Annotated in this window: 11 protein-coding genes and 1 riboswitch; of the genes, 6 read left to right on the top strand and 5 right to left on the bottom strand. The window is 54.5% G+C overall.

The annotated features are described in order from the left end of the window. Position 1: 1 nt before the first annotated feature. From mraZ to ilvI, 4 genes are all read right to left on the bottom strand, one after another. Positions 2 to 460: a division/cell wall cluster transcriptional repressor MraZ gene (mraZ, locus tag AAF463_RS03380; RefSeq protein WP_007885013.1), complete on the bottom strand. Its 459-nt coding sequence runs from the start codon at positions 458 to 460 to the stop codon at positions 2 to 4. A 489-nt stretch (positions 461 to 949) separates the two neighbouring features. Then, a complete protein-coding gene (cra, locus tag AAF463_RS03375; RefSeq protein ID WP_101762121.1) occupies positions 950 to 1960 on the bottom strand; it encodes a catabolite repressor/activator in 1011 nt (336 codons plus the stop codon). A 197-nt stretch (positions 1961 to 2157) separates the two neighbouring features. Beyond that, positions 2158 to 2649 (bottom strand): acetolactate synthase small subunit, encoded by a 492-nt coding sequence (gene ilvN, locus AAF463_RS03370; protein ID WP_007885011.1) that lies wholly within the window; start codon positions 2647 to 2649, stop codon positions 2158 to 2160. Positions 2650 to 2651: 2 nt separating this feature from the next. Then, entirely contained in the window at positions 2652 to 4376 is a 1725-nt protein-coding gene (gene ilvI, locus AAF463_RS03365) for an acetolactate synthase 3 large subunit (RefSeq protein ID WP_101762122.1), read from the bottom strand. A 732-nt stretch (positions 4377 to 5108) separates the two neighbouring features. Between ilvI and leuL the strand changes: the two genes are divergently transcribed. The 5 genes from leuL (at position 5109) to leuD (ending at position 9962) form a co-directional block, all read left to right on the top strand. After that, entirely contained in the window at positions 5109 to 5192 is an 84-nt protein-coding gene (gene leuL, locus AAF463_RS03360) for a leu operon leader peptide (RefSeq protein WP_099686952.1), read from the top strand. A 93-nt stretch (positions 5193 to 5285) separates the two neighbouring features. Continuing rightward, positions 5286 to 6848 (top strand): 2-isopropylmalate synthase, encoded by a 1563-nt coding sequence (leuA, locus tag AAF463_RS03355; RefSeq protein ID WP_101762123.1) that lies wholly within the window; start codon positions 5286 to 5288, stop codon positions 6846 to 6848. A gap of 2 nt (positions 6849 to 6850) precedes the next feature. Then, on the top strand, positions 6851 to 7942 hold the full coding sequence (leuB, locus tag AAF463_RS03350) for a 3-isopropylmalate dehydrogenase (RefSeq protein ID WP_101762124.1): 1092 nt from the start codon (positions 6851 to 6853) through the stop codon (positions 7940 to 7942). A gap of 4 nt (positions 7943 to 7946) precedes the next feature. Next, positions 7947 to 9353: a 3-isopropylmalate dehydratase large subunit gene (gene leuC, locus AAF463_RS03345; protein WP_101762125.1), complete on the top strand. Its 1407-nt coding sequence runs from the start codon at positions 7947 to 7949 to the stop codon at positions 9351 to 9353. 3 nt (positions 9354 to 9356) lie between these two features. Then, positions 9357 to 9962 carry a 3-isopropylmalate dehydratase small subunit gene (gene leuD / locus AAF463_RS03340; RefSeq protein ID WP_101762126.1) on the top strand — a complete coding sequence of 202 codons (606 nt, stop codon included), beginning with the start codon at positions 9357 to 9359 and terminating at the stop codon, positions 9960 to 9962. A 36-nt stretch (positions 9963 to 9998) separates the two neighbouring features. On the opposite strand, the gene AAF463_RS03335 is transcribed toward leuD, so the two are convergent. Further along, on the bottom strand, positions 9999 to 11186 hold the full coding sequence (locus AAF463_RS03335; RefSeq protein ID WP_110867518.1) for an MFS transporter: 1188 nt from the start codon (positions 11184 to 11186) through the stop codon (positions 9999 to 10001). Between the two features lie 254 nt (positions 11187 to 11440). Here AAF463_RS03335 and sgrR point away from each other — a divergent pair, with 254 nt between their 5' ends. After that, positions 11441 to 13102 carry an HTH-type transcriptional regulator SgrR gene (sgrR, locus tag AAF463_RS03330; RefSeq protein ID WP_137385147.1) on the top strand — a complete coding sequence of 554 codons (1662 nt, stop codon included), beginning with the start codon at positions 11441 to 11443 and terminating at the stop codon, positions 13100 to 13102. A 35-nt stretch (positions 13103 to 13137) separates the two neighbouring features. After that, positions 13138 to 13233, top strand: a riboswitch (TPP riboswitch). Positions 13234 to 13253: the final 20 nt, after the last annotated feature.

Below are 13253 nucleotides of genomic sequence, written 5' to 3'. Positions count from 1 at the left end.
GCTATAGCGACAAGTCCTGCAACCGCTCAGATAAAGGCTCCTGAGCCGACTGTTCTGTGTCAATATCATCCTTAACTTGTTGATACCAGGTCTGTTCATCCCACAGCTCAAACTTATTGAACTGTCCAACCAGCATCACTTCTTTGGTCAGGCCGGCATGTTGACGTAACGTGTTCGCCAACAACAAACGACCCGCATTATCCATCTGGCATTCACTGGCATGTCCCAACAGCAGTCGCTGTACGCGACGCTCGGCAGGATTCATGCTGGATAAGCGAGACAGCTTTTTCTCAATGATTTCCCATTCGGGCAGGGTATAAAGCAGCAGGCATGGCTGGTGGAGGTCAATGGTGCATACCATTTGCCCCTGAGACTCTGCGACAAGCAATTCACGATAGCGCGTTGGTACTGCTAATCGTCCTTTGCTGTCGAGATTGACCAACGTTGCTCCACGGAACATGCCAGCCTTACCCCTCAATCACCCGTTTTCACCACTTTATCCCACTTTTTACCACGAAACGAGTTTACGGAGCCGATGAAATCCTTGTCAAGCCGCAACGGCAAGTGAATATCACTATTTACATCGGGTGAAATTAATCAATGAGGGAATTAATCGACATGGATTCGTAAAATAAAAAATTAACCTGATGAATAATTGAATAAAAATTTCTGCACGAGGATAAATGGCGAAAAATAAAGCGCTCCGGCGCAAAAGTATATTTGCCCCGCAATCTGCGACAGCGGCGGCATTTTAGGGGATTTCTGAAAGGAAGCCCAGCATCATCGCGCCAGCTCTGCCACGCCTCACTGGTGAACAGGTAAACAATTAAGAAAAGTCAGCAAGGTTAAATTGTTAGCTGGAGTGGCGATTATTTACGCTTATTTACGCCCTAAGGTTTCAAAATATCGACAGGATTAATAAATGCTGGGCAGCGAACTGCCCAGCATTTCATTTAGAGCGGCGACTTAATTGTCCGCGGCGGAATAAATTGCGACGAATACGGGTTAAACCCGGCTTGGGTTTACGTGGTTCATCTAGCGAGGCTAACACCAGTTCCAGCACGCGCTCAGCCACGTCGCGGTGACGTTGCCCCACCGCCAGCACCGGGCACTCGAGGAAATCCAGCAATTCATGGTCGCCAAAGGTGGCGATCGCTAAATCCGTCGGCAGGCGACCATCACGCTTCAGCGTAATGTCCATTACGCCCTGCAGCAGCCCAAACGATGTGGTGAAAAGTGCCTCCGGCATCGGATGATCTTCGAGGTACTTCTCAAATAGCGCGGCAGCGGCGGCCCGATCGAAACTGTTGCAGTAGATGTAATCAATTGGCCGCTCATCATCTTTCCACGCATCGCGGAAACCTAACTCACGCAGGAAGCTGACCGACAACTCAGGCAGCGCGCCGAGGAACAGCACATTTTTCACCGGTAGCTGACGCAATTCAGCCGCCAGCGCCTGCGCATCATCCTGATCGGCACCCACTACGCTGGTAAAGTGTTCACGATCCAGCGCACGGTCCAGCGCGATAATCGGTAACGGATCGTTGATCCAACGCTGATAGAACGGATGCTCTGGTGGCAGTGAAGTTGAAACAATGATGGCATCAACCTGGCGCTGCAACAGATGCTCGATGCAGCGCATTTCGTTGTCTGGCTGATCTTCTGAGCAGGCAATCAGCAGCTGATAGCCGCGCTGACGCGCCTGACGCTCCAGATAATTCGCAATGCGCGTGTAACTGGTGTTTTCCAGATCGGGGATCACGAGGCCAATCGAACGTGTGCGCCCGGCGCGCAGCCCAGCCGCGACGGCATTGGGGTGATAGTTGTGTTCACGCACCACCGCCATCACTTTTTCGACGGTTTTTTCGCTGACACGATACTGCCGCGCTTTGCCATTAATTACATAGCTGGCCGTGGTGCGCGACACGCCTGCCAGGCGCGCAATTTCATCCAGTTTCACGGTGACACCTTAATTCTGATAAGCCAGCGCTGACGAAAATATCCGCAGAGTAGCTATGGGTAAAACATTTGTAACATCTAACCGCAGAACACTACGCCGAGCAACCGCTTTTCTCTCGCATCCTGGTTAAGCGCATAAAATAAAAAAACCCGGCATTTCGCCGGGTTAGAATCAGATAAAATCGTTACTTTGGGTGATTAACGCATCACGCGATCGCCGCGCGACACACCCACAATTCCTGAGCGCGCCACTTCGACAATTTCTGCCACGTCACGCACGGTGTTGAGAAACGCATCGAGTTTATCGCTGGTGCCTGCCAGCTGAACCGTGTAAAGCGTTGGCGTGACATCGATAATCTGCCCACGGAAAATTTCCGCGCTGCGCTTCACTTCTTCACGGCCGTAACCGCTGGCCTGGATTTTCACCAGCATGATCTCACGCTCAACGTAAGCGCCCTGACCCAGCTCGCTGACACGTAACACGTCCACCAGCTTGTGCAGCTGCTTCTCAATCTGCTCCAGCACTTTCGCGTCGCCGACCGTTTGAATGGTCATGCGTGACAAGGTGGGATCATCGGTCGGTGCCACAGTCAGGCTTTCGATGTTATAGCCACGTTGAGAGAACAGCCCCACTACGCGGGACAATGCGCCGGATTCGTTTTCCAGCAGAACCGATAAAATACGACGCATAATTAAGTCCTCTCCGTTTTGCTCAGCCACATCTCATCCATCGAACCACCACGAATTTGCATCGGGTAAACGTGCTCGCTGCCGTCAATGTTTACATCGACAAACACCAGACGGCCTTTCGCCAGCGTATCCAGTGCCAGCTGCAGCTTCTCTTCCAGCTCCGCCGGATGCGCAATGGAAATGCCCACATGCCCATACGCTTCGGCCAGACGCACGAAGTCAGGCAGCGATTGCATGTAGGACTGCGAGTGGCGGCCCGAGTAAATCATGTCCTGCCACTGCTTAACCATGCCGAGGAAGCCGTTGTTGAGGTTCAATACCAGCACCGGTAAATCGTACTGCAATGCGGTCGACAGCTCCTGAATGTTCATCTGGATACTGCCATCGCCGGTCACGCAGATAACCGTCTCATCCGGCAGCGCCATCTTCACGCCCAGCGCAGCAGGCAAGCCGAAGCCCATGGTGCCTAAGCCGCCGGAGTTGATCCAGCGACGCGGCTTGTCGAACTGGTAGTAAAGTGCGGCAAACATCTGATGCTGACCAACGTCAGACGTCACGTAAGCTTCGCCTTTGGTCAAACGACAGATGGTCTCGATGACTGCCTGCGGTTTGATTTTGTCGCTGGTACGATCGAATTCCAGGCACTTACGACCGCGCCAGCCATCAATGGTCTGCCACCAGTCGCGCAGGCTATCAAGTTCCTGCTTCGCATCGCTTTGTGCCAGCAGCTCTAGCATCTGTGCCAGCGTCTGCTTCGCATCGCCAACGATTGGAATGTCGGCGCTGACCGTTTTGGAGATCGACGTCGGATCGACATCGATATGCATGATGGTGGCGTTCGGGCAGTACTTCGCCAGATTGTTGGTGGTGCGGTCGTCGAAGCGCACGCCAATACCGAAAATCAGATCGGCATTGTGCATGGTCATGTTGGCTTCGTAAGTGCCGTGCATCCCCAGCATGCCGACACACTGACGATGTGTGCCAGGGAACACGCCCAAGCCCATCAGCGAGGTCGTTACCGGAATATTCAGTTGCTCTGCCAGCTGCAGCAGCTCGGCTTCGCAGCCCGACATAATCGCGCCGCCGCCGGCGTAAATCACCGGCTTGTGTGCTGCCAGTAACGTTTGCAGCGCGCGCTTGATCTGTCCTTTATGGCCCTGAATGGTCGGATTGTATGAGCGCATGCTCACCGTTTCCGGCCAGACGTACGGCAGCTTGTTGGCGGGATTCAGGATATCTTTTGGCAGATCGATCACCACCGGTCCCGGCCGACCGCTTGCTGCCAGCCAGAAGGCCTTTTTCAACACGGTTGGGATCTCTTCGGCGTTTTTCACCAGGAAGCTGTGCTTCACCACCGGGCGGGAGATGCCGACCATGTCGCACTCCTGGAACGCATCGTAACCAATCAGTGACGAAGGCACCTGACCCGAAAGAATTACCATCGGGATCGAATCCATATAGGCGGTTGCAATACCGGTAATCGCGTTGGTGGCGCCCGGACCGGAAGTCACTAGCACCACGCCCACTTCACCGGTCGCACGCGCAAGGCCATCGGCCATATGCACCGCGCCTTGTTCATGACGGACCAATACGTGGTCAATACCACCGACCGTTTGCAGCGCATCGTAAATATCGAGCACCGCTCCGCCCGGATAACCGAATACCTGCTTAACGCCCTGATCGATTAACGAACGGACGACCATTTCGGCTCCTGACAACATCTCCATTTTCTGCCTCCAGGCTTGAGGGACTGAATCCACTGACGTTCGCGTTTCCCGCACGCCACTGATATCCGGCCCCCGATCGCCAATTAAGATCAAAACCTTATGTTTATGCTCAGAAGGCGGCGTTCTGTCCACCTTCCAGGTACAGGGAATCTACTTGAGTTAATTATATGAGAGTAGGTCGATTACCATAACCGCAGACAACCCGCCCTGCAAACGCCAGGACGCCACGTCGCGCCCGATCCGGCAATAAAGGCACTGATGCGTGATTATTGCCTGCGAGGATTAAACTAATGCTTCGTCATAACCACAGAGGAAAATGCTGGTTTATAGATTATTTGCAGCGTGTTCTAAGAAATATGATTTTCATATTGCCTGACCACTCAGTCCACAATCTTTTGTGATAATTACTTTCTGGCGTGATTATCTATAAAACGGCCTGATCACATCATATTCTTCTTAACAACAAGCCTAATCTTGTTTTATCAGCAATGCGCATTATCAACTTAAGATGTTAATTATCAAATATTTAAAATAAATTCTATTTTCTAAACGATTTTTTAAGTGGATGGATTCACTTATTCTGTTGCTAATTAATGTCATTGCTCTGCGCAGCCGAAAAATCACAGCACATCGCCCTTCTGACTTCACAGAAATACCCTTGTACTTAAGGTTGACTTCACACGTCAATTCCAGTACCAATATGTGCAGCACTCAATTTACGAGGTTTGACTCATGTTTCATTCTTTCCGCCTACTCGGTCTACTACTAAACGCATCCAGTTTGCGCGGTAGACTCGTGGGCGGAATCAATAACTGATTCGAACCTGCAGAAGTTTAAGAAACCCGCGCCAATGCGCGGGTTTTTTTATGCTCGTAGCACCGGCAAAGTTAATGCATAAGGAAGATTACGATGAGCCAGCAAGTTATTATTTTCGATACCACTCTGCGTGATGGCGAACAGGCTTTACAGGCCAGCCTGAGTGTTAAAGAAAAACTGCAAATCGCTCTGGCGTTGGAACGTATGGGCGTGGATGTGATGGAAGTGGGCTTCCCCGTTTCCTCTCCAGGCGATTTTGAATCCGTACAAACCATCGCTCGTACCATTAAAAACAGCCGCGTCTGCGGACTGGCACGCTGCGTTGAGAAGGACATTGACGCCGCTTACGAATCACTGCGTGTGGCTGAAGCGTTCCGTATTCACACCTTCATCGCGACTTCGCCGATGCACATCGCCACCAAATTGCGAAGCACACTGCCAGAAGTGATTGAACGCGCAGTGCACATGATCAAACGCGCCCGCAACTACACCGACGACGTTGAGTTTTCCTGTGAAGATGGCGGGCGTACGCCAATCGACGATTTGTGCCGCATGGTTGAAGCCGCGATCAATGCCGGTGCAACCACCATCAACATTCCGGACACCGTCGGCTACACCTTGCCAGGCGAATACGCCAACATCATTGGCCAACTGGTGGCACGCGTTCCAAATATCGATAAAGCCATCTTGTCGGTTCACACCCACGACGATTTGGGTATGGCGACCGGCAACGCCATCGCTGCGGTATTGGCCGGTGCGCGTCAGGTTGAAGGTACGCTGAACGGTTTAGGCGAACGCGCCGGTAACTGTGCGCTGGAAGAAGTGATTATGGCGATCAAAACCCGCCAGCAGATCATGAACGTCCACACCAATATCAATCATCAGGAAATCTACCGCACCAGCCAAACCGTGAGCCAAATCTGCAACATGCCGATTCCAGCCAACAAAGCGGTGGTCGGTTCTAACGCCTTCGCCCACTCTTCCGGTATTCACCAGGATGGCGTGCTGAAGAACCGCGAAAACTACGAAATCCTGACGCCAGAATCTATCGGCCTGCACAAAATCCAGCTGAACCTGACTTCCCGTTCTGGCCGCGCTGCGGTGAAACACCGCATGGAAGAGATGGGTTACAAAGAGTCCGATTACAACCTCGACACGTTGTACGACGCCTTCCTGAAGCTGGCCGACAAGAAAGGTCAGGTGTTCGATTACGACCTGGAAGCGTTGGCCTTTATCAACAAGCAGAACGAAGAGCCAGAATATTTCGAGCTCAACGAATTCAACGTGCAGACCGGCTCCAGCGTAACCGCAACGGCCTCCGTGCAGTTGGGCTGCGGTGAAGAGACCAAAGCGGACGCCGCAACCGGTAACGGTCCGGTTGATGCGGTCTATCAGGCGATCAACCGCATCACCGGCTTTGAAGCCGAGCTGATTAACTACAAGCTGACGGCGAAAGGCCACGGTGAGAACGCGCTGGGTCAGGTCGATATCGTGGTCAACTACAACGGTCGTAAATTCCACGGCGTTGGCCTGGCGACCGATATCGTCGAATCATCGGCGAAAGCGATGGTGAACGCGTTGAACAATATTTGGCGTGCTAAGCAGGTGGAAAAAGAACTGCAGCGTAAATTTAAAGATCAGAAGGAAACGGTGTAACTATGTCTAAGTCTTCTCATATCGCGGTATTGCCAGGCGACGGAATTGGTCCGGAAGTGATGGCGCAGGCCATGAAAGTTCTCGATGCAATTCGTACGCGTTTCGACATGCGTATCACCACCAGCGAATATGATGTTGGCGGTATCGCCATCGATCGTCATGGTGAACCGCTGCCACCGGCTACCGTTGCCGGCGCAGAGCAGGCAGATGCAATTCTGTTTGGCTCCGTAGGTGGCCCGAAATGGGAACATCTGCCACCTGCGCAGCAACCCGAGCGCGGTGCGCTGTTGCCGCTGCGTAAGCACTTCAAGCTGTTCAGCAACCTGCGCCCTGCTGCGCTGTATAAAGGCCTGGAAGCGTTCTGCCCGCTGCGTAGCGATATCGCCGGACGCGGTTTCGACATCCTGTGCGTGCGTGAACTGACCGGCGGCATCTACTTCGGTCAGCCGAAAGGCCGCGAAGGCAGCGGCCCGCACGAGCGCGCTTTCGATACTGAGGTTTATCACCGTTTCGAAATCGAGCGCATCGCGCGTATCGCGTTTGAATCCGCGCGTAAGCGCCGCAACATCGTCACCTCAATTGACAAAGCCAACGTTTTGCAGACTTCCGTCATGTGGCGCGAAATTGTGAACGAAGTGGCAAAAGATTATCCGGATGTGCAGTTGAGCCACATGTACATCGATAACGCCACCATGCAGCTGATTAAAGATCCATCACAGTTTGACGTGCTGCTGTGTTCTAACCTGTTTGGCGACATTCTGTCAGATGAATGCGCGATGATTACCGGTTCAATGGGCTTGCTGCCTTCCGCCAGCCTGAATGAAGAAGGTTTTGGCCTGTTTGAGCCAGCGGGCGGTTCCGCACCGGATATCGCCGGTCAGAACATCGCTAACCCGATTGCGCAGATTCTGTCGCTGTCACTGCTGTTGCGTTACAGCCTGAATGCGGATGAAGCCGCCGCAAGCATTGAACGCGCCGTGAGCCGTGCGCTGGAAGCGGGTTATCGCACCCGTGATTTGGCCGGTGACGGCAAAGCCGTGAGCACAGATGAGATGGGCAGCATCATTGCCGGTTTCATCGCCGAGGAAAAATAATAAAATGAAAAGCTTATATCAGAAGTTATTTGATGCACATGTCGTTAACGAAACCCCGAACGAAACGCCGTTACTCTATATCGATCGCCATCTGATCCATGAAGTGACGTCGCCGCAGGCCTTTGATGGTCTGCGTGCGCACGGGCGCAAAGTGCGTCAGCCGTCGAAAACCTTCGCCACCATGGATCACAACGTTTCGACGCAGACCAAAGACATCAATGCGTCTGGCGAGATGGCGCGTATTCAGATGCAAGAGCTGATGAAAAACTGTGCTGAGTTCGGCATTCAGCTGTATGACCTGAATCACCCGTTCCAGGGCATCGTGCACGTCATTGGGCCAGAGCAAGGTATGACGTTGCCGGGCATGACCATCGTCTGCGGTGATTCCCACACTGCCACGCACGGCGCGTTTGGTTCGCTGGCATTCGGTATCGGTACTTCCGAAGTTGAGCACGTGTTTGCCACGCAAACCCTGAAACAGGGCCGCGCGAAGACCATGAAGATTGAAGTGCTGGGCGAAGCGGCGCCAGGCATTACCGCCAAAGACATTGTGTTGGCCATTATCGGTAAAACCGGCAGCGCTGGCGGTACCGGTCACGTTGTCGAATTCTGTGGCCCAGCGATCGAAGCGCTGAGCATGGAAGGCCGCATGACGCTGTGTAACATGGCGATTGAAATGGGCGCCAAAGCGGGCCTGGTCGCGCCGGACGACACCACTTTCAATTATCTGAAAGACAAGCAGTTCTCGCCGAAGGGCGAGCAGTGGGAACAAGCGGTCGCTTACTGGCGCACGCTGAAGTCTGACAGCGATGCCAAATTCGACAGCATCGTCACGCTGCACGCGGAAGATATCGCTCCGCAAGTGACCTGGGGCACCAATCCAGGCCAGGTAATGGCGGTAGATCAGGCGATCCCGAATCCACAATCCTTTGCCGATCCGGTTGAGCGCGCCTCAGCAGAGAAAGCGCTGGCTTACATGGATCTGCAGCCCGGCATCAAACTGACTGACGTGGCGATCGATAAAGTGTTTATCGGTTCCTGCACCAACTCACGTATTGAAGATTTGCGCGCCGCTGCTGCGATTGCCAAAGGCCGTAAAGTGGCGCCGGGCGTGGTGGCGATGGTGGTGCCAGGTTCGGGTCCGGTAAAAGCACAAGCCGAAGCCGAAGGTCTGGACAAAATCTTCCTCGAAGCCGGTTTTGAATGGCGTTTACCGGGTTGCTCCATGTGTCTGGCCATGAACAACGACCGCCTCAATCCAGGCGAACGTTGCGCATCAACCAGCAACCGTAACTTTGAAGGCCGTCAGGGCCGCGGTGGACGCACTCACCTGGTGAGCCCGGCAATGGCTGCTGCGGCTGCCGTAACCGGTCGCTTTGCCGACATTCGTGAATTGACTCAGGGAGCGTAAGCCATGGCGAACAAATTTACTCAACATACCGGCATTGTGGCGCCATTGGATGCGGCCAACGTCGATACTGATGCCATTATTCCAAAGCAGTTCCTGCAGAAAGTGACGCGCACCGGTTTTGGCGCGCATCTGTTCCACGACTGGCGTTTTGAAGATGATGCGGGCACCGTGCCAACCGCCAGCTTTGTCCTGAACAAACCGGAGTTCAAAGGCACCAGCATTTTGCTGGCGCGTGAGAACTTTGGCTGTGGTTCATCGCGTGAGCACGCGCCGTGGGCGCTGACCGACTTCGGCTTCCATGTGGTGATTGCGCCAAGCTTCGCCGACATTTTCTACGGCAACAGCTTTAACAACCAGCTGCTGCCGGTGAAGCTGAGCGATGAAGAAGTGGATGAGATGTTCAAACTGGTTGCCGCGCAGCCGGGCATCACCTTCACCGTGGATCTGGAAGCGCAAACTGTAACCGCAGGCGATAAGACTTATAGCTTCGAAATCGACAGCTTCCGCCGTCACTGCATGATCAACGGCCTCGACAGCATTGGCCTGACGCTGCAACACGAAGCGTCTATCTCCAGCTACGAGACCAATCAGCCCGCGTTCTTACGCTGAGGCAACAAGGGCGACATCCTGTCGCCCTTCTCTTTGCTATCTATCAACCACATCCCGCACGCGCGACGCCAATCCCAACGCCAGCACCGCCAGCCCCAACGCCAGCCAGTAAACCGACTCATGACCAAAGCGTTCACTCATGGTGCCCTGAATGATGCCAGCGATAATCATGCCGGTGGAAATTGAGGTGGTGAACAGCGTCGTCGCCGCACCTGCGCGGCCCGGCATTAAATCCTGGAACCACAACATGCCAATTCCGGCGATGATGCCAACAAACGCGGCATTAAACAGTTGCAGCACCATCAACGCTGTCCGCGACTGGAACATCACCAATCCGAGATAAAACACAATCGCCGCCACCAGCGCCAGCAGCATCAGGTTGCGTTTGCCGGTGCGCCGCGCGTAATGGCCAGCCAGCAGCATGATCGGAATCTCCAGCCCGGCGGCGGTGCCCATCAGCAATCCCGCCAGCTTCTCCGGCAGGCCAAGCGTGGTACTGATATACAGCGGCATATCAATGATATACATGGTGTTGCACGCCCACATGGTGACGGAGGCGATAAACAGCAACCGCACCTGACTGTCTTTCCACGGGCTCAGCTGCGTCAGCACCTCTTCAGGCGAGACCACCACGCGCGGCACCGAGGGCAAGGTGCGCCAGATTAGCAGCATGCTTAGCAGGAAAATCCCCGCCGCCACGCAAAACAGCGTCACAAAACCGTAATTAAGCGCCAGCGCAAACGACAGCGGTGGCCCGATCACCCACGCCAGCGACAGCTGCGCACGCATCACCGAGCTGAACATCACCACTTCACGCGCCGACTGATCGGCATATTCCCGCGCGAGGGCGAACACCTGCGGAATCGACACGCTGGCCAGCGCCGACAAAAACACGCCCAGCGTCACCAGCGTTAAATAGTGGCGATTGAAGGCAAACAGCAGCGCATTCAGCGTGGCCATCAGGCAGCAAAACAGAATCAGGTTGCGGCGATCGCCCTGATTATCGGAGCGTTTCGCCATCAGCAGGCTGACCACAATCCCCGCGATCGCATTGATGGTAAAGAACAAGCCGACCCAGAACGGACTTACCTGTACTTCGCGCGTCAGAAACAGGCTCAGCGTCGGCGCCTGTAGTGCACCGGCCACGCCGGTCATAAACGACACCGCCATAAACGAGAGGTAGACCGGATTGATGCGACGTTGACGCGTTAACAGCGATTTCATGCAGAAATCCCTTTGCGAATAAAAAAGGTAGAGAAATGAGGGTGGAAGATTCTACAGCAAAACGAAAAAAGCCAGCAGATAAAGCGCTGCTGGCGGTGAAAATGCACCCTACTCAGAAAGGGGTTCCACGTCGGCGGAACCGCTGGCAGAGCGCCATTCATTACTGAATGCCTCCCGCTCTTCCATTACCGGGCAGTATGCCTCTAATATGAGGCAGGAAAAACTGAGCGATTCTGACAAGGAGTTCCCCTTTTATGTCATCTTCACGTCTGCAGCAGCAATTTATCCGCCTATGGCAAAGCTGTCAGGGGCAGGATCAGGAAACCACGCTCAGCGAGCTGGCCGATCTGCTGCACTGCTCGCGTCGCCATATGCGTAACCTGCTCAACGCCATGCAAAGCGAAGGCTGGCTGATTTGGCAGGCAGAAGCGGGACGCGGCAAGCGCTCAATGCTGAGTTTTTGCTACACCGGCCTGGCGCTCCAGCAGCAGCGCGCCGAGGATCTGCTGGAACAAGATCGTATCGAACAGTTAGTGCAGCTGGTGGGCGATAAAAACCAGGTGCGCCAGATGATTGCGGCACATTTAGGCCGCAGCTTCCGCCAGGGTAAACACATCCTGCGCGTGCTCTATTATCGCCCGCTGCCCAATCTGCTACCCGGTTCGCCGCTGCGCCGTTCGGAAACCCATCTGGCACGACAAATTTTCAACGGCCTGATGCGCATAAATGAGGAAAAGGGGGAAATCGAACCCGATATCGCCCATCACTGGCAGCAAACCTCGCCGCTGCAGTGGCGTTTCTTCCTGCGCCCGGCGATTCGTTTTCATCATGGCCGTGAACTGGAAATGGCGGATGTGATTGCTTCGCTGGAGCGCGTGCGCAGCCAGCCGCTGTTTTCTCACATCAGTAAACTGGATTCGCCCGCGCCCTGGACGTTGGATATTCATCTGAGCCAGCCGGACGATTGGTTGCCGTGGCTGCTGGCCAGCGTCAGCGCGATGATCCTGCCGCGCGAATGGCCCACGCTGCGCCAGTTTGCCCGCCAGCCGCTTGGCACCGGCCCGTACAGCGTGGTGCGCAACCAGCAAACGCAGCTGAAAATCGCTGCCTTTGATGATTACTTTGGCTATCGCGCGCTGATTGACGATGTGTCGATTTGGGTGCTGCCGGAGATCAGCGACGAGCTGGTGTATGCCGGAGTCAAGTTGCAGGGCGAAACCGCCGATGAAAAATCGGAAGAGAGTCGTCTGGAAGAAGGCTGCTACTTCCTGCTGTACGATCAGCGCTCCGAGTTGGGCCGCGATGCGCATTTCCGCCGCTGGGTAAGCTATCTGTTTAATCCCATCGCCTTACTGAATCATGCAGGCGTCGGCTATCAGCGTTACTGGTTCCCGGCTTATGGCTTGCTGCCGCGCTGGCACCATCGCCGCGATCTCACCTCCGCCGATAAACCGGCAGGCTTAACTCAGCTGACGCTGAGCTGGTACAGCCATCACGTTGAGCATGAAGGTATCGCTAACGCGCTGCGACCGCTGCTGGCGCAGCAAGGTGTTGAGCTAATTACTCGTGTCGTGAGCTACGAAGCGTGGTTCGAGGGCGAAGGTGAAAGTGATATCTGGCTTGGCAGCGTCAACTTTACCCTGCCGCTGGAGTACGCGCTGTTCGCGCAACTATTCGAGTTGCCGTTGATGCATCACTGCATCCCGATTGACTGGCAAGCCGATGCCGCGCGCTGGCGGCAGAAAGCGTTACCGCTGGCGGAATGGAGCAAACAGCTGATCGACCGCGACTATCTGCATCCGCTGTTCCATCACTGGCTGCTACTGGAAGGGCAACGCAGTATGCGCGGCGTGCGGCTGAATACGCTCGGCTGGTTTGACTTCAAATCAGCCTGGTTTGCACCACCGGAGCTGTGATCCTTTCGCGCTGTCATATAAATGTCTAGAATGAGCCGTTCTCAACGGGGTGCCTTGATATCAGGGCTGAGAGAAACCCGTCGAACCTGATCCGGCTAATACCGGCGTAGGGATTTGAGATGCCTCACGCCTCAGATCCTTTGCGACTCAA

This window comes from Pantoea sp. BJ2, from assembly GCF_040255075.1.
In the GTDB taxonomy this organism is placed as follows: Bacteria; Pseudomonadota; Gammaproteobacteria; order Enterobacterales; family Enterobacteriaceae; genus Pantoea; species Pantoea leporis.
The sequence above is the reverse complement of the archived record's forward strand: the minus strand, read 5'-3'. Positions and strand labels throughout refer to the sequence as shown.